This is a genomic window from Micromonospora sp. NPDC005806 (assembly GCF_042871425.1).
In the GTDB taxonomy this organism is placed as follows: Bacteria; Actinomycetota; Actinomycetes; order Mycobacteriales; family Micromonosporaceae; genus Micromonospora.
On record NZ_JBIAIL010000002.1, the window covers coordinates 152,163 to 168,146 of the forward strand.

19 protein-coding genes are annotated in these 15,984 nt (G+C 74.3%); 4 read left to right on the forward strand and 15 right to left on the reverse strand.

Annotated features, from left to right (window positions below; translation table 11 throughout):
• Nucleotides 1-25: 25 nt before the first annotated feature.
• From ACFYOS_RS03245 to ACFYOS_RS03285, 9 genes are all read right to left on the reverse strand, one after another.
• A complete protein-coding gene (locus ACFYOS_RS03245; RefSeq protein ID WP_387135584.1) occupies nucleotides 26-1,390 on the reverse strand; it encodes a DUF58 domain-containing protein in 1,365 nt (454 codons plus the stop codon).
• Nucleotides 1,390-2,397 (reverse strand): AAA family ATPase, encoded by a 1,008-nt coding sequence (locus ACFYOS_RS03250; RefSeq protein ID WP_387135586.1) that lies wholly within the window; start codon nucleotides 2,395-2,397, stop codon nucleotides 1,390-1,392. The genes ACFYOS_RS03245 and ACFYOS_RS03250 overlap by 1 nt, the downstream gene beginning before the upstream one ends.
• The gene (locus ACFYOS_RS03255; protein ID WP_387135588.1) at nucleotides 2,394-2,981 is read right to left on the reverse strand and encodes a hypothetical protein; all 588 of its coding nucleotides are present in this window, start codon (nucleotides 2,979-2,981) and stop codon (nucleotides 2,394-2,396) included. The genes ACFYOS_RS03250 and ACFYOS_RS03255 overlap by 4 nt, the downstream gene beginning before the upstream one ends.
• Nucleotides 2,978-3,721 (reverse strand): DUF4129 domain-containing protein, encoded by a 744-nt coding sequence (locus ACFYOS_RS03260; protein ID WP_387135590.1) that lies wholly within the window; start codon nucleotides 3,719-3,721, stop codon nucleotides 2,978-2,980. Before ACFYOS_RS03260 ends, ACFYOS_RS03255 begins: the two co-directional genes overlap by 4 nt.
• A 20-nt stretch (nucleotides 3,722-3,741) precedes the next feature.
• The gene (locus tag ACFYOS_RS03265; RefSeq protein WP_387135592.1) at nucleotides 3,742-4,482 is read right to left on the reverse strand and encodes a uracil-DNA glycosylase; all 741 of its coding nucleotides are present in this window, start codon (nucleotides 4,480-4,482) and stop codon (nucleotides 3,742-3,744) included.
• Complete coding sequence (locus ACFYOS_RS03270) at nucleotides 4,475-5,161, reverse strand: dienelactone hydrolase family protein (RefSeq protein WP_387135594.1); 687 nt, start codon at nucleotides 5,159-5,161, stop codon at nucleotides 4,475-4,477. Before ACFYOS_RS03270 ends, ACFYOS_RS03265 begins: the two co-directional genes overlap by 8 nt.
• A 112-nt stretch (nucleotides 5,162-5,273) precedes the next feature.
• On the reverse strand, nucleotides 5,274-5,795 hold the full coding sequence (locus tag ACFYOS_RS03275; protein ID WP_387135596.1) for a porin: 522 nt from the start codon (nucleotides 5,793-5,795) through the stop codon (nucleotides 5,274-5,276).
• 142 nt (nucleotides 5,796-5,937) lie between these two features.
• The gene (locus ACFYOS_RS03280) at nucleotides 5,938-6,939 is read right to left on the reverse strand and encodes an HAAS signaling domain-containing protein (protein WP_387135598.1); all 1,002 of its coding nucleotides are present in this window, start codon (nucleotides 6,937-6,939) and stop codon (nucleotides 5,938-5,940) included.
• The gene (locus tag ACFYOS_RS03285) at nucleotides 6,936-7,268 is read right to left on the reverse strand and encodes a PadR family transcriptional regulator (RefSeq protein ID WP_387135600.1); all 333 of its coding nucleotides are present in this window, start codon (nucleotides 7,266-7,268) and stop codon (nucleotides 6,936-6,938) included. The genes ACFYOS_RS03280 and ACFYOS_RS03285 overlap by 4 nt, the downstream gene beginning before the upstream one ends.
• A gap of 82 nt (nucleotides 7,269-7,350) precedes the next feature.
• On the opposite strand from ACFYOS_RS03285, the gene ACFYOS_RS03290 reads away from it, so the two are divergent.
• Nucleotides 7,351-7,980: a LysE family translocator gene (locus ACFYOS_RS03290; protein ID WP_387135602.1), complete on the forward strand. Its 630-nt coding sequence runs from the start codon at nucleotides 7,351-7,353 to the stop codon at nucleotides 7,978-7,980.
• An 8-nt stretch (nucleotides 7,981-7,988) separates the two neighbouring features.
• On the opposite strand, the gene ACFYOS_RS03295 is transcribed toward ACFYOS_RS03290, so the two are convergent.
• Complete coding sequence (locus ACFYOS_RS03295) at nucleotides 7,989-8,918, reverse strand: exopolyphosphatase (protein WP_387136044.1); 930 nt, start codon at nucleotides 8,916-8,918, stop codon at nucleotides 7,989-7,991.
• Between the two features lie 104 nt (nucleotides 8,919-9,022).
• Nucleotides 9,023-10,024 carry an ArsR/SmtB family transcription factor gene (locus ACFYOS_RS03300; RefSeq protein WP_387135603.1) on the reverse strand — a complete coding sequence of 334 codons (1,002 nt, stop codon included), beginning with the start codon at nucleotides 10,022-10,024 and terminating at the stop codon, nucleotides 9,023-9,025.
• A gap of 98 nt (nucleotides 10,025-10,122) precedes the next feature.
• On the opposite strand from ACFYOS_RS03300, the gene ACFYOS_RS03305 reads away from it, so the two are divergent.
• A complete protein-coding gene (locus ACFYOS_RS03305; RefSeq protein WP_387135605.1) occupies nucleotides 10,123-11,016 on the forward strand; it encodes an alpha/beta hydrolase family esterase in 894 nt (297 codons plus the stop codon).
• 102 nt (nucleotides 11,017-11,118) lie between these two features.
• Here the strand turns inward: ACFYOS_RS03305 and ACFYOS_RS03310 are convergent, their stop codons facing one another.
• From ACFYOS_RS03310 to eno, 4 genes are all read right to left on the reverse strand, one after another.
• Nucleotides 11,119-11,631 (reverse strand): amino-acid N-acetyltransferase, encoded by a 513-nt coding sequence (locus ACFYOS_RS03310; protein WP_387135607.1) that lies wholly within the window; start codon nucleotides 11,629-11,631, stop codon nucleotides 11,119-11,121.
• A gap of 1 nt (nucleotide 11,632) precedes the next feature.
• Complete coding sequence (locus ACFYOS_RS03315; RefSeq protein ID WP_387135609.1) at nucleotides 11,633-12,190, reverse strand: DUF501 domain-containing protein; 558 nt, start codon at nucleotides 12,188-12,190, stop codon at nucleotides 11,633-11,635.
• Between the two features lie 95 nt (nucleotides 12,191-12,285).
• A complete protein-coding gene (locus ACFYOS_RS03320; protein ID WP_387135611.1) occupies nucleotides 12,286-12,918 on the reverse strand; it encodes a septum formation initiator family protein in 633 nt (210 codons plus the stop codon).
• 29 nt (nucleotides 12,919-12,947) lie between these two features.
• Nucleotides 12,948-14,231: a phosphopyruvate hydratase gene (gene eno, locus ACFYOS_RS03325; protein WP_387135613.1), complete on the reverse strand. Its 1,284-nt coding sequence runs from the start codon at nucleotides 14,229-14,231 to the stop codon at nucleotides 12,948-12,950.
• Nucleotides 14,232-14,453: 222 nt separating this feature from the next.
• Here eno and ACFYOS_RS03330 point away from each other — a divergent pair, with 222 nt between their 5' ends.
• Nucleotides 14,454-15,149: a hypothetical protein gene (locus ACFYOS_RS03330; RefSeq protein WP_387135615.1), complete on the forward strand. Its 696-nt coding sequence runs from the start codon at nucleotides 14,454-14,456 to the stop codon at nucleotides 15,147-15,149.
• Entirely contained in the window at nucleotides 15,146-15,982 is an 837-nt protein-coding gene (locus ACFYOS_RS03335; RefSeq protein WP_387135617.1) for an NAD(+) diphosphatase, read from the forward strand. The genes ACFYOS_RS03330 and ACFYOS_RS03335 overlap by 4 nt, the downstream gene beginning before the upstream one ends.
• The last annotated feature ends 2 nt before the right edge of the window (nucleotides 15,983-15,984 follow it).

Sequence of the window (15,984 nt, forward strand, 5' to 3'; positions counted from 1 at the left end):
CTCCGCTCCGCCGCATTCCTCGCGCTCACCGGGCACCCGTCCGGGGGGCGGTGGCCAGCCGGGCCACGTCGCGCAGCACCTGGTCCAGGCTGCCGGCGCCGGCCCAGCGGACCACCGGCACGCCGTGCTCCCGCAACTGGCCGATCATCGTGTCCCGGTCCAGGCGCCACAGCCGGTACGCCACCTCGGCCCAGCCCCGCTCTTTGGGCGCGGGCAGGTCGGCCGGCAGGGTGTCCACCGCGACCACGAACCGCCCGCCCCGGGCCATCCGGGCCAGCATCTGGGCCGATCGCTCGTCCAGCAGCGGGGTGAGCACCACCACCAGCGCGTCCGAGGAGAGCAACTGCGGGCCGAAGACCTGGTCGTACGGCTCGTGCGGGGAGGACTCCGCCTTGACGTCGAGCAGCCACTCCAGCACGGTCAGGTACTGCCGGCGCCCGGTCGCCGGGCGGAGCCGGCGGGCCGCCGGTCCGTACTCCAGCAGCGCCACCCGGTCGCCCCGGTGCAGGTAGTGCTCGGCGATCGCCGCCGCCGCCCGGACGGTGGTGTCCAGCACCGACGCCGGTCCACGTACGCCGCCGGAGCGGCCCGCCTCGGCGAGCACGTCGAGCAGGACCACCACCTCGGCGTCCCGGTCGGAGAGGGTCGCTGCCACGTGCAGCTGCCGGGCTCGCAGCGAGACCCGCCAGTCGATCCGGCGCAGCCGGTCCCCCGGCGCGAAGACCCGTACGCCGGCCAGCTCACCGCCCTCGCCGGGTCGGCGGGAGTGGTGGGCGCCGACGAGTCCGGCCGCCCGGGGCATCGCCTCGACCGCCTCGAACGGCTCGGTCATCGGGTAGACGCGCATCCGGACCGCCTCGGTGATCACCGCGCGGGAGACCAGCAGCCCGTCGGCGGTGGCCACCCGCGCACCGGCCGGGCCGATCGGGTGCCGGCCCCAGCGCAACGCCGTCCCGGTCAGCGTCAGGTCCACCGCGGCGCCGGACGGCACCGACGTGACGAAGGGGCGGTCGGCGCCGCCGGAGCGGCTCACGTCCACCCCGGTCCCGCCGAAGCCGACCCGCTCCAGCCGCAGCCACCGCGACATCCGGGTCCGCACCACCGCCACGTCGTACGACACGGTGTCCGGGTTGGCGACGGCCACCGTGGCGGCCATCGGGGAGCCCTCGACCAGGTGCGCGTCCCCGGTGCCGATCTCCAACTCCGGCGCGGTGGTGGGCCGGCGGCGCAACCCGTACGCGGTGCCCACCGCGAACGGGGTGGCCAGCACCACCAGGTCGATCCGGCCGAGCAGCACGGCCGCGACGAGCAGCATCCCGGTGAGCAGCACGGCCCGGCCGAGCGCCCCGGTGGGCGCCCAGCCGGCGGCGGGCTCGTGACGGTCGGTCATCAGCGCCCGGCGTGTCCGGCGGCGTAGCTGGGCAGGGCGCCGCTGGCCGGGGCCGGCGTGGACGCCAGCACCTCGCCGACGACGAAGGACGGCTCGACCCGGCGCAGCCACATCTCCGGGCGCAGGGTGATGCGGTGTGCCAGGGCGGGCACCGCCACCGCCTTGACGTCCTCCGGCACCACGTAGTCGCGGTTGGCGAACACTGCCCGGACCCGGGACAGCAGCAGCAGCGCCAACGAGCCGCGCGGCGACGCGCCGACCAGCGCGGACGGGTGCTCCCGGGTGGCCGCGGTCAGCGCCACGATGTACCGGCCGATGGAGTCCTCGACGACCACGTCCTCCAGCGCGGCCTGCATGGCGCGCAGTGTCGCGGCGTCCACCACCGGCTTGATCTCGGCCTCCTCGCGGCGGCGGGCGATCCGCCGGCGCAGCACGTCCCACTCCTCCTCGTGGTCGGGGTAGCCGAACGACACCCGGAGCAGGAACCGGTCGAGCTGCGCCTCCGGCAGCGGGTACGTGCCCTCGTACTCGATCGGGTTGGCGGTGGCGAGCACGTGGAACGGCTCATCCAGCCGGTAGGTGACGCCCTCGACGGAGACCTGCTTCTCCTGCATCGCCTCCAGCAGCGCCGACTGGGTCTTCGGCGGGGTTCGGTTGATCTCGTCGGCCAGGAGCAGGTTGGTGAAGACCGGCCCGGCGCGGAACGAGAAATCGCCGCTGCGCTGGTCGTAGAGGAAGGAGCCGGTGACGTCGGCGGGAAGCAGGTCCGGGGTGAACTGCAGGCGGCGGAAATCCAGCCCGAGGGCCTGCGCGAACGAGCGCGCGGTGAGCGTCTTGCCCAGGCCGGGCAGGTCCTCCAGCAGCACGTGGCCGCCGGCCAGGATGCCGGCGAGGACCAGCTCCAGCGCCTCCCGTTTGCCGACCACGACCGTGCCGACCGCCTCCAGCACCTCCCGGGCCAGCCGGCCCACCTCGGCCGGGGGCATGCTCCGGTCCACGTCGTTCATGACAGCTTCTCCAGTTCGGCGACGATCGCCGCGAGGTCGCGCGGCGACGGGGGGCGGCGGGAGGGGGTGCCGAGGAACGTCCACAGCGGCTCTCCCAGCAGGGTGCGGGCGCGGGCCGGGTCGGACTCACGGGTGAGGCCGTGCTTCTGGCGCAGCCGCTCGTCGGCCAGCTCGCCGAGGCGCGGCAGGACCCGCTCGGTGAACCGTTCGCGGTTGCCGGCGCACCAGTCCAGCGGGCGTTCCCAGCCGTTGATCGCGGCGCGCAGCGCGTCCCGGGAGGCCCAGTTCCAGGTGCCCGGCTCCTCGCCGACCGGGGCCCGGGCACCGGCGCGGGGCGGCGGCGGGGGCGACAGGGCGGCGGTCACCCGGCGGACCGCGAGCACGGCGAGCACGCCGGCCACGATGATCCAGAGCGAGACCTGGAGCCCGACCGCGCGCAGGCCGACCACGACGACGACCGTGATCGCCGCGGTGACGGCGAGGGTCCGCAGCATCGCGCGCAGCCGACTCCCGCCCCGCGCTTCGGTTCGCTCCTCGGCGGGTGCCTCCTCGAACGACAGCAGGTCATCGATGCTGGTGCTCACTGGACGGCCGCCTCCCCGGCGGGGGCCAGGCTGGTCAGCTCGCCGCGTAGCCGGCGCAGCGCGGCCCGGGCCTGGTCGCGCATCCGCGCGTCGACCGTGTGCGTGGCGTACCGGGACTCCCGGTAGACGTGCGCGAAGCCGTCCAGCACGTCGGCGCTGGCGATCGCCGGGACGCCGGCCGCCGGGTCGCCGCGCAGCAGCCGGCTGACCAGGTCGGTAGGGGTGTCGCCGGCGAGCCGGGGCACCCCGGCCTCCTCGGCGGCCTCCTCCAGCCGCACCCAGCAGGCGATCACCGCGGTGCGCGGGTCGGTGTCCTGGTCGTCCAGTTCCACCAGGCCGGCGTCGAGGGCGGCCACCACCTCCCGGGCGGTGCCCGCGGCCGTCCGCCGGGTCCGCTGCGCCGGGACGGCCCGGGTGGTCCGCCGAAGCGCCCCGGCGATCAGCGTCCAGACGACGTACCCGACGACGGCCAGCGCGGCCAGGGCGAGCAGGGCACCGGCGGCCCAGACGATCCATCCGGGGATCCCGCCGGAGGTGGGCGGGCCCACGTCGCGGGGCTCGGCCGGGATCGAGGGCGGCGGCTCGGCGGAGGGGTAATCCGGCACGTACGGGATGTTGTCCGCGGCGGGCGGGATGCGGCTGGCACCGATCGCGGAGTGCCCCGCGGCGAGCGCGGCGGCGGCCAGCAGCACGATCACCGCCGCGACCGGCCACCACCTGCGCAGCACGCCGAGGTCCATCCCACCGCCCTACGCAGTCCTCAGTCCACCCCGGCCAACTGCTTCGCCCGGGCGAACACGTCGTCCAACATCGCTGGTGTCAGCCGTCCGGTGAAGGTGTTCTGCTGGCTGACGTGGTAGCAGCCGAGCAGTTCCGGCGCGGACGTGCCGGACCAGTGTGCCCCATGGCCGAAGGCGGGGCGCGGAGTGGGCGGCCGCTGGCCGTACACGTCGTGCAGGACCGGCCACCACGCGGCCCAGGCGAACGCGCCCAGCGCCACCACGACGCGCAGCGTGGGCCGGATCAGCGCGATCTCGCGGTGCAGCCAGGGCGCGCAGGTGTCCCGCTCGGCCGGGGTGGGCTTGTTGTCCGGTGGCGCGCAGCGCACGGCGGCGAAGATGCGGGTCTCCCGCAGGGCGAGGCCGTCGTCGACGGCGACGCTGGTCGGCTGGTTGGCCAGCCCCGCCCGGTGCAGCGCGGCGAAGAGCACGTCGCCGGAGCGGTCGCCGGTGAAGATGCGGCCGGTGCGGTTGCCGCCGTGCGCGGCCGGTGCCAGGCCGAGGATGGCGATGCGCGCGTCGGCTGCGCCGAAGCCGGGCACCGGACGGCCCCAGTACTCCTGGTCGCGGAAGGCGGCCCGCTTGGTGCGCGCCACCTCCTCCCGCCAGGAGACCAGGCGCGGGCAGGCGAAGCATTGGCTCACCGCGCGATCGAGGTCGGCCAGGTCGGTCGCCCGCGCGGCGCGGGCGACCACCTCGGCGGGGGTACGCGGCTCAGCCAAGCCTGGCCCGGAACAGTTCCAGGGTGCGGGCCCAGGCCGTGGCGGCGGCCCGCTGGTCGAAGTGCTCCGGCCGGTCCTCGTTGAAGAACGCGTGGGCGGTGCCGGGGTAGTCGAACGTCTGGCAGGAGCCACCGGCCGTCTCGATGGCCCGGCGTACGCTCTGCACCCCGTCGGCGGTGGAGGTGCCGTCCGCTTCGGAGCAGTGGATGAGGGCAGCCTTGCCCGCGTAGTCCGACCAGTCGGTGCGCATGCCCTCCCAGGGCAGCCGCGGGTAGAAGCCGGCGGTGGCGACGATCCGCTCGGAGAACGTCCCGGACCAGAGGGCCAGGCTGGCGCCGGCGCAGAACCCGGCGCAGCCGATCTTGCCAGCGACCTCGGGACGGCCGGCCAGGAACTCGGCCGCGCCGGCGATGTCCGTGGCCGCCTCGTCCATCTGCGGGCTGTTCAGCATCTGCCGGGGTTCACTCGGCTTGCTGGCCGGGCCGCCGTGTCGGAAGTCCGGGGCGAGGGCCACGAAGCCGGCCTCGGCGAAGCGGTCCACCACCGCCCGGACGTGGGGCACCAGGCCCCACCAGTCCTGGATGACGATGACTGCCGGGCTGGCCGCACCGCCGGAGGGTATCGCGAGATACCCCTCGCTCGTCCCCCCGTTGCCGGTGAAGCGCACCATCTCGCCCATGGACCCGTCCTCCTAGCGGTCAGTCATCGTTGGCTGGTCGCCCAGTGGGTGTTACGTGCGGGTAGCGTGCCACGCGCGCCACGGCCCGGGGAAGACGCGCGACGAGTGGCATTCACCTCCTGTTCGCCCGGTGGACGAGACACAGCAGATAACCGTCGCCGTCCTCGCCGACCCGGTAGAGCACGTACCCGTCGTCGTCGGGACGGAAGTGTGGCTCGCACGCGTCCGCCGAGCGTTCCCGCGCCGCGGTCGCGTCCTGCACCCGGCCAACCACCGCGTACGCGGCATCGGTGGCGGTGCAGGGGACAACCCGGGCGTCGTCGGCCGACCTCGCCTCGGTACCGGCCACCGGGGGCAGCTCGGCCACGCAGTCGCCGACCTTCGCCTCGGCGGTGCCGTCGACCCCGATGAACACCTCGCGCAGGCTGCCGCCCGTGCCGACCTTGATGAGCAGACCCGTCAACAGCGCCGTCGCGATGCCGAGCAGGAGCACGGCCACGCCCAGCACGGCGCCGGCGCGGGACGGTTCGGCCGGCTCCGGGACCGGCACGAGGACCGGCTCGGCGAACGGCCCGGGCGGCGGCGCCTCGACGGTCTCGGGTCGTACGGGCGCCAGGGTTGCCTGCTCTGACACGGGTGGTCCTTTCGTGCGGGCCGATGAGCAGACGACACCGTAGCGGCCGGCATCCCAACGCGCTGCCCCTCCCCGGGCATGTGGTCCACGGTGGACACAGGAAGGGGTGCCCGCCGGTCGGCGGGCACCCCTGCGGGCAGGCTCAGCGGGTCGCGGTCGGGGCCGGCACCGGCCCGGTCGGCGACGCGGCCGGCGCGGTCACGGTGGGCAGGACTCCGGGCGCGGGCGGCGCGCTCCCGGTCGGTGTCGCGGTGGTGGGCGAGGCACTCACGGTCGGCACCGGCGGGGGCGCGGACGGCCGCGGTGGCGCGAAGGGCGCCTGCTCCGGGCAGTACGGGTAGACGTTGCGGGGCGGTGGCACGGCCCCGCTCCCGTCGACGCAGGTGGGCCAACCGAGGCGGATCGGCACGCCGTTCTGGTCGAAGAGCCGGGCGTTGGTCACCAGCCGCCCCTGCTCGTCGTAGACGAAGACGTCCTGGACGGAGTCGTACGGATTGCCGACGGTGACCCCTTCGTAGAAGTCCTGGCGCTGCGAGCGCTCGTCCAGGTTGACCAGCAGGACCAGGCCGAAGACCACCAGCACCAGGGTGCCCAGCCGGTTCAGCCGACGCGGCCAGCGGCGCAACTGGTCCGCGTTGCGGCCGAGCGCGATCGAGGCCAGCACGGCGGCCGCCAGCAGGACGATGCCGAGGACCTCGCTCTGGAACGGCCGGGGCAGCAGGGTCAGGCCACCGCCGGTCATCGCCCCGAGCAGCGCCGCCGCCAGGTAGCCGCGCAGCACCCACCAGGCCGGACGCAGCAACCGGAGGAATTCGCCCGCCGAGGCGTACCCGAGGATGGGGCCGAGCCGGGCGTCGAGCCGGGACAGCCGGGCGCGGACCCGGTGCCGGGCGGCGGCCAGTCGGCGGTCGAGGGAGGGCGGTCCGGCGGTGCCGTCCGCGCCGGCGGCGGCCCGCAACTCGGCCGCGTACGCCTCCGGCTCGCCGAGCCGGTCGACCAGCGTGCCGTCCGTCTCGGCGGCCACCTCGGCGAGGTGCTCCGGCAGGTCCTCGGTCAATTCGTCGCGGACGGCGGGTGGCAGGTCGGCCAGGGCGGCCCGCACCCGGTCGACGTAGTCCGAAATGTCCTGCCCAGTGACGGTCATGCCGCCATCCCCCGATCATCGAGCAGAGCGTCCATGGTGGTGGCGAAGGAGCGCCAGGTCTTGCCGGAGCGGGTGAGCTGGTCCCGGCCGGCGGAGTTGAGTGCGTAGTACTTGCGGTGCGGGCCGGACTCGCTCGGCACCACGTACGTGGTCAGCAGGCCGGCGGCGAAGAGCCGGCGCAGGGTGCCGTAGACCGAGGCGTCACCGACCTCCTCCAGGCCGGCCTCGCGCAGCCGCCGGAGGATGTCGTAACCGTAGCCGTCCTCCTCCTTGAGCACGGCGAGCACGGCCAGGTCGAGCACGCCCTTGAGGAGCTGTGTCGTATCCACGCTTCGCACGGTACTTCGGATTGCAGAGTACCGTCAAGAAAACAGTAGCTCTTCCCCCTCGGCCCGGTCGTAGGGTCGAGGCATGTCGTGGAGCAGCTACGCGTCTTTCCTGGTCTTCGCCACGGTGCTGATCCTGATCCCCGGGCCGGACTTCGCCGTGGTCACCCGCAACACGCTGGCCGCCGGCCGCCGCCGCGGTCGCTGGAGCGCGATCGGTGTGACCTGCTCGAACGCCGTGCAGGGCGGAGCCGCGGCGGCCGGGCTGGGCACCCTCGTCGTCCGCTCCCAGCCGCTGTTCGAGACGATCCGCTGGGCCGGCGTGGCGTACCTGCTGTACCTCGGCGTGCAGGCGGGGCGGTCCGCCTGGCGCGGCTCGTACCCGCCGCTGGCCGGCGACGCCGCCGCCACGCCCGGCCAGGCGTTGACCGGGTTCCGGCAGGGGTTCCTGTCCAACATCACCAACCCGAAGGTGCTGGCCTTCTATCTGGCCGTGCTCCCGCAGTTCGTCGGCGCCACGGCGCCGCTGGGCGCGCTGCTGGCCTTCGCGCTCAGCCACGCGGTGCTCAGCCTGGTGTACCTGCTGGTGCTGGTCGGGGCGCTGAATCGGGCCCGTGACCTGCTGTCCCGGCGGCGGGTGCGGCGCTGGCTGGACGGGCTGACCGGGGTGGCGCTGCTCGGCTTCGGCGCCCGCCTCGCCACCGAACGCGGCTAGCCGGTGCGTCAGGCCAGGGACCAGGCGATGCCGTCGAGGATGTCGTGCTCGGAGGCGACCACCGAGGGCATCCCGGCGCGCTCCATGATCACTCGGAGCACCAGGGCACCCGCGCCGATCACGTCGGCCCGGCCGGGGTGCATCACCGGAATGGCCAGCCGCTGCTCGCGGGTCTTCGCCAGCAGGTCGGCGGTGACCTCGGCGACCTGCTCGTACGACACCCGGGCGTGGTGGATGCGCGCCGGGTCGTACTCCCGGAGCCCCTGTGCGATGGCGACCACGGTGGTGACCGACCCGGCGAGGCCGACCAGGGTGGCGGCCTCGCGGCCCGGCACGACCTCCAGCGCGCGGTCCACCGCGACGGCGATGTCGGCCTGCGCGGCGGCCACCTCGTCGAGGCCGGGCGGGTCGCCGTGCAGGTGCCGCTCGGTCATCCGGACACAGCCGATGTCCATCGACACGGCCGCCCGGACGCCGCCCTCCCGGGTGCCGACCACGAACTCGGTCGAGCCGCCGCCGATGTCGACCACCAGGTACGGCGGTCGCGCGTCGGCCGGCAGCCCGCGCACCGCGCCGGTGAACGAGAGCCGGGCCTCCTCGTCGCCGGTGACCACCTCGGGCGCCACGCCGAGGGTCTGCTCCACCATGGCCCGGAAGTCGGCCGCGTTCGCCGCGTCCCGGGTCGCCGAGGTGGCGCACATCCGCACCTGCTCGGCGCCCAGCTTCTCGATCTCCGCCGCGTAGTCGGCGAGCGCCACCCGGGTCCGCTCGATCGCCTCGGGGGCCAGCCGGCCGGTCTTGTCGACGCCCTGACCCAGCCGGACGATCTCCATCCGGCGGGTCACGTCCGCCAGGGGCGCCTCGGGCCCGGCGGACGGGTCGGGCAGGTCGGCGACCAGCAGTCGGATCGAGTTGGTCCCGCAGTCGATGGCGGCCACGCGCGTCGTCACGGCAGCAACCCTACGGCAGCATGCCCGCACCGCCGGACGGTACGACCGCGCAGGCCGGGAAGGGCGGACGCGGTTGCCGCCTGCGGGGTGGCTCAGCCGTCGGAACGCTCGCCCGCACCGGGAGGGCAGCCCAGCAGGTGCGCGCCGAGCGGGGTCAGCCGGTGCCGGGCCGCCCCGCCGACGCGCTCGGTGGTGACCAGGCCGGCGGATCGCAGGGCGGTGGCGTGCTCCGAGGCCGAGGAGAGGCTGATCCCGACGGCCCGGGCGAGGTCCGTGGTGGTGCGCCCGCCGGGCTCGGCGAGGCGACCCAGCACCGCCGCCCGGGTGGTGCCCAGCACCCCGGCCAGCGGAGCGGCCGCCAGGCCGGCGGCCCCGGCCGGCATCGCGGCGGGGTACACGAGCAGGACCGGCCGGTCCGGTTCCACCAGGACCCGCGGAAGCGGACCGGCCACCGGCGAGGGGAGCAGCACCAGCCCCTCCCCGCTGCCGGTGACATTTCCGCTCCACCAGGTGCGCACCTCCAGCACAGGGGGTCGCCACCGGATCGCCGGATGCAGACCGTCGAAGAGGCTTGCCAAGCCTCCCAGCGCGAGCCGGTGCGCGGCGTCCGCCACCTGCCGACGGTGGACGGCGGTCAACGCCGCCCAGTGCGGCGCCAGCACCGCCCCGAACCAGGCGTCGATCGCCCGGCCGAACAGGTCGAGCACGTCCGGGTCGGCCGCCGCGAACCCACGCCGTAGGGGTGTCGCGGCCACTCCGGCGTACGCCGTGGTGACCTCGGCCCGTATCCGGCGGATAGGGGCGCCACGGATCGCCGCCAGACCCGCAGCCACCGAGTCCAGACCGTCGAACGGGGTGAGGAAGTCGGGCAGCCGGCCGCGGGACGGCAGCAGGTGGCGCAGCGACGAGACGGCGCCGCGGAGACCGCGTGCGGAAACCGCCGCATCGGCCGCCGACGCGAGGTCCGGTGCCATGACGGCGACGGTGGGGTCGTGTAACGCCTGGCAGGCCAGCATCGCCGTGCCGACCGGGTGCAGCCGGTCGACGAACCGTACTCGGCACAGGTCCGCCGGTCCCAGGTGCAGCCGCAGCATGGGAGCAGCGTGCCCGGCTTCGGCGAGGACCGAAAGGGTTGACCGGCCGGTGTCCCGGACCCGACGGTGGAGGTCGGTTTGACGGGGGAGGGCGGGGCGTGCGGCGGACGATCGCGGTGCTGGCGGGACTGGTTCTGGCGTTCTCAGGCGGGGCATGCGGCGGAGAGCGAGAGCCCGGCCCGGGGTCGGCGTCCTCCGCGCCGCAGGCCGAGCGGCCGGCGGCCGGGGATCACCGGCTGACCCTGCGCCACGGCGAGCTGGATCGGGACTATCTGCTGCACGCCCCGCCCGGGTACGACCCGAGCCTGCCGTCACCGCTGGTGATCGCGCTGCACTTCTACCCAGGCAGCGGGGCCGCGATGCGGGAACTGACCGGCCTCGACGCCCGGGCGGACCGGGAGAACTTCCTGGTGGCCTACCCGGACGGGAAGGACGGCGGATTCAACGCCCTGATCTGCTGCGGGTCGACGGACGACGTCGGGTTCCTCAGCGCGCTCACCGGTCACCTGATCGACGCCTGGGGGGTGGATCCGGCCCGGGTCTACCTCACCGGCATCTCCAACGGTGGCGACATGAGCTTCCGGGCCGCCGTGGAGGCCACTGGTCTGTTCGCGGCGATCGGCGTGGTCAGTGGCGGGTACAGCGGCCCCCGTACCGAGCCGGACGACTACGTGCCGAAGCGCCCGGTCTCGGTCATCACCTTCGTCGGCGGCCAGGACCGGTTCGCCGACACCTTCCGCCAAGGGGTGCGGACCTGGCAGCAACGGCTCGGATGTCGGCCCGTGCCGGCAAAGAGCCCGGCGGGCCGAGCCGGGGTGACCCGGGCCGACGCACGGTGCGCCGACGGTAGCGACGTCACGGTCTGGAGCCTCTCCGACATGGGGCACTCCTGGCCGGGAGCGACGTCGGGACAGCTCGCCGCGCCGGACGCGGGTCTGGTGGCCACCGACCTGATCTGGGAGTTCTTCGCGGCCCATCCGCGACGGCTGTGAGCCGGATCGGTCGTCGCCGAGGTCCGCCCGGAACACAACCAGGCGGCCGGCCCACCGCAAGATCCGCATCCGGTCAGGATGCCCGGGCCGGTCCAGTGGCCGTCAGAGGCGCAGCAGCATCCGGGTGTTGCCGAGGGTGTTCGGCTTGACCCGTTCCAGGTCGAGGAACTCGGCGACACCCTCGTCGTACGAGCGGAGGAGCTGCTCGTATACCGGCTGCGGCACCGGCGCCCCGTCGATCTCGCGGAAACCGAACGAGCCGAAGAACCCGGTCTCGAAGGTCAGCACGAAGATCCGGGCCACGCCCAGCTCGCGGGCCGCGTCGATCAGCTCGCCGACGATCCGGTGCCCGAGCTTGTGTCCCCGGCAGGCCGGGTCGACCGCCACCGTCCGGATCTCGGCGAGGTCCTCCCACATCACGTGCAGTGCGCCGCAGCCGACCACCGCGCCGTCCGGGTTCACCGCCACCCGGAATTCCTGCACGTCCTCGTAGAGGGTGACGGTGGCCTTGCTGAGCAGCCGCCGGTCGTCGGTGTAGGTGTCGACCAGCCGCCGGATGCCGCGCACGTCGGAGGTGCGGGCCCGCCGGACGGTGATCTCGCGGGCGGCCGTCATCTCACTCCGCCGGCGGGACGTCCACGCACGGGCCGGCGGCCCACCACTTCTCCACCAGCGCCAGGGTCTCGTCGCCGAACGGGTTGACCCCCGGCCCGGCGGCGAGCGCGTGCCCGAGGTGCACGTGCAGGCACTTCACCCGCCCCGGCATGCCGCCGGCCGAGATGCCGGCGATCTCCGGCACCTGGCCGATCGCCTCCCGGCGGGCCAGGTAGTCCTCGTGCGCGGCCCGGTAGCGGGCGGCCAGCTCCGGGTCCTCGGCAAGCCGCTCGGCCATCTCCTTCATCAACCCGGCCGACTCGAGCCGGCTGCACGCCGCGGTCGCCCGCGGGCAGGTCAGGTAGAACAACGTCGGGAAGGGCGTGCCGTCGGCCAGCCGGGGCGTCGTCTCCACCACGTCCGGCAGCCCGCACGGGCAGCGGTGGGCCACCGCGCGGGTGCCGCGGGGCGGGCGACCGAGCTGCGCGGCCACCGCGGCCAGGTCGGCCTCGGTGGCCGGTTGCCGTTCCGGCGGGGGTACGGAATCCGCCGCCGGGTCCTGCGGTGGTACGACGCTCACGGTGTCGCCTTTCGTTCGCGACTGCGGGGCTCGCAGACCCGGCTCACTCCTCGCGCTCACGGTGCCTGTCTCTCGTCCCGGTGCTCGGGTGGTGCTCACTTGTCGGGGCGTTCGGCGTTGGCCGCCCGCACGCTCGACCACAGGGTGTCGTACCAGGGGTCGGGCGGTTTCGGCGGCCCCGGCTTCGCGCCCTTGCCGGCGTCCCGGGCGGCCCCCTCCGGGTCGGAGAGCACCACCAGCGGGGTCTCGCCCGGCCGGACCATGAAGAAGCGCTCCCGGGCCTGTGTTTCGATGTAGGCCGAGTCCTTCCACTTGGCCGCCTCGGCCGAGAGGCCCTCGATCAGCTCACGCTGGTCGGCCTGGGACGCCTCCATCCGCGCGATGTCCGCCTGCTGGTCCAGGTAGACCCGGACCGGGTAGGTGTAGGCGAGGGCGAGCGCGATCAGCACCGCGAAGAGCACGGTGGCGCGCCCGGTGAAGCGCCGGGGTTGGGGTGCGGTGAGCCGCTTGACCGCCCCGCCGGCCGCCGTACGTCGGGCGGCCGCGGGACGGCTCGCGGAGCGTACGCCGTCGGTGGCGCGGGCGGCGGGTGACCGGCCGGCGGCGCGCGGCTCGGCGCGGACGCCGCCCTCGCGGACCGACGACCGGGCCCGGGCACCGCCCGGTCGGCCGGCCTGACCCGGCCGACGGGCGGGACGCTGACCACCCGGTGTGCGGCGCTGCTGCATCGTCACACCCCTCCCCCGGAGCTTGCGGCTCAGGCCGAACGGTAGCGCGGGAACGCGCCGGCGCCGGCGTACCGCGCCGCGTCGGCCAGCTCCTCCTCGATCCGCAGGAGCTGGTTGTACTTGGCGACCCGGTCGGACCGGGCCGGTGCACCCGTCTTGATCTGGCCGCAGCCGGTGGCGACCGCCAGGTCGGCGATGGTGGTGTCCTCGGTCTCGCCGGAGCGGTGGCTCATCATGCACGTGAAGCCGGCCCGGTGGGCCAGGTCGACCGCGTCCAGGGTCTCGGTGAGCGAGCCGATCTGGTTGACCTTCACCAGCACCGCGTTGGCGGCCTTCTCGGTGATGCCCCGCGCGATGCGCTGCGGGTTGGTGACGAAGAGGTCGTCGCCGACGATCTGGATCCGGTCGCCGAGCGCCGCGGTCAGGGTCGCCCAGCCGCTCCAGTCGTCCTCGGAGAGCGGGTCCTCGATGGAGACGATCGGGTAGTCGCCGACGAGCTTGGTGTAGTAGTTGCTCATCTCCTCGGCGGTCTTCGCGCTGCTCTCGAAGGTGTAGGTGCCGTTGTCGAAGAACTCGGTGGCGGCCACGTCCAGGGCGAAGACGATGTCGGTGCCGAGCCGGTAGCCGGCCTTCTCCACCGCCTCGGCGATCAGGTCCAGCGCGGCGGCGTTGGTGGGCAGGTTCGGGGCGAAGCCGCCCTCGTCGCCGAGGCCGGTCGACAGGTCCTTCTTCTTCAGCACCGACTTGAGCGCGTGGTAGACCTCGGCACCGGAGCGCAGCGCGTCGCGGAAGGTGGGCGCGCCGATCGGCGCGATCATGAACTCCTGGATGTCGACGTTCGAGTCGGCGTGCGCGCCGCCGTTGAGGATGTTCATCATCGGCACCGGCAGCAGGTGCGCGTTCGGGCCGCCCAGGTAGCGGAAGAGGCTCAGCTCGGCACTGCCGGCGGCGGCCTTCGCCACGGCCAGGGAGACGCCGAGGATGGCGTTGGCGCCCAGCTCCGCCTTGTTGTCGGTGCCGTCGATGTCGATCATCTTCTGGTCGATCAGCCGCTGCTCGCTGGCCTCGTACCCGATGAGCTGGTCGACGATCTTGTCCTCGATGTTGGCGACCGCGTTCTCGACACCCTTGCCCTGGTAGCGGTCCTTGTCACCGTCGCGCAGCTCGATCGCCTCGAAGGCGCCGGTGGAGGCGCCGGAGGGCACCGCGGCGCGGGCGATCGTGCCGTCGTCGAGCCCGACCTCGACCTCGACCGTCGGGTTGCCCCGCGAGTCCAGGATCTCCCGGGCGACGATTCCCTCGATGGTTGCCACTGAGTCGCTCCTCGTTTGTGTGTTCCGGTCCGGTATGGGCCGCGACGGTGCGGCTGAGGCAGGTGTTGAACGCAGCGTATCGGTCCCCGCTCGGGCGCACGGCGTTCGGGGCGCACCCGAACCCCCAGTCCGGCGGCGATTCAGACGGACATTCCCGGATTCTCCGGCCTCAACCGGCAACGGGTTTGCACGAGGTTGCGTGGATCGACAAGGCTGGGCACCATGCCCGCCGCCTCGACGACTCTCCGCGTGCTCGCCGCCTCGGTCATCACGTCGCTCTCGGTCACCGGCTGTCAGGCCCTCGACGACGCCGGTGTCGCACTCGGGCGCGCCGACCTGGTGAACGACCTCGCCGCCCGGATGGACCGGGCGCTGGAGCAGACCTGGGCCGCCGACTACCAGCTCCCCGGCGGGCGCAGCGCCTCGATCGCGCAGACCGCCAACCCGCTGCGCTCCGCGTACACCTGGCCGGATGGCAAGATCACGGTGACCCAGGAGGCGGTGACCCGGTGCGGGCACGTCGGTGGGCGTACCTCCTGCGAGGTGTCGCCACCGGTGCTGACCGCCGGCAAGCCGTCGGTGATCGTCTACACCGAGGCCCGCAAGCACGGCCTGGTCACGCCCCCGGCGGTGATCCGCCTGCTCACCGACGCCGCCCTCGACCCCGAGGCGGTCATCGACCAGAGCGACACCACACTGGCCGGTCATCACGCCACCTGCGTCGACGTCACCCGGTCCGGGGAGCACTTCAACGCCTGCGTCACCACCGAGGGAGTGCTGGGCAGCTTCACCGGCACGCTCGACGGCAAACCGGCGGAGGTCACCCTGAGCCGCTACACCGACACGGTCGAGGCGACCGCCTTCGACGTGCCGGCGGGAGCCGGCGTGGTCGACCGCCGCCCGCCCAGCACGTCGTGACCGACCGGCCCACCGCCCCGGCCGGCTTCGTTCCGGGCGCCGACCGGAGCCGGCCGCCGTCGCCCGGCGACCTGGCCCTGCCGGTGGCCGGGCGCAGGCTGCTGACCGGGGCCGACGGGGGTCTGCCCCGGATCGAGGACCTGCCCGCCGACGTCGACTGGGTGCCGGTCGGCACGCTCGACGGGACACCCGCCTGGGCGGCCGAGGTGGTCGACGCCGACGCGCTGCCCGGGCGCTGGCGCGGCTGGCGGGGACTCGCCGCCGAGCTGCCGGAACCGCTGGCCACCCTCGCCGGGCGGGCGCTCGCCGTGGTCACCTGGCGGCGTACGCACCGGTGGTGCGGGGCCTGCCGGACCGAGCTGGTCGACGTGCCGGGCGAGACCGCGCGGCGCTGCCCCGGCTGCGACCTGACCGTGTTCGTGCCGCTCTCCGTCGCCGTGCTGGTGGCGATCACCCGCCCCGGCCGGGACGGCGGCCCCGACGAGCTGCTCCTGGTCCGGCACGCGTACGGGCCGACCGAGCTGTGGGCGCTGGTGGCCGGGTTCGTCGAGGCCGGCGAGTCGCTGGAGGCGGCCGCGCACCGGGAGGTCGGCGAGGAGGTCGGGCTGACCATCGACCGGCCCGCCTACGTCGACAGCCAGCCCTGGGCGATGTCCGGGCCGGGCACCCTGCTGGCCGGCTTCACCGCCACCGTCACCGGCCCGGACGCCGAGCCGGTGGTCGATCCGAGGGAGCTGACCGAGGCGCGCTGGTTCCCGGTGGACGCCCTGCCGGCCGAGCTACCCCCGGCATACTCCATCTCACGCTGGCTGATCGACGCCGTCGCCGTTTGACT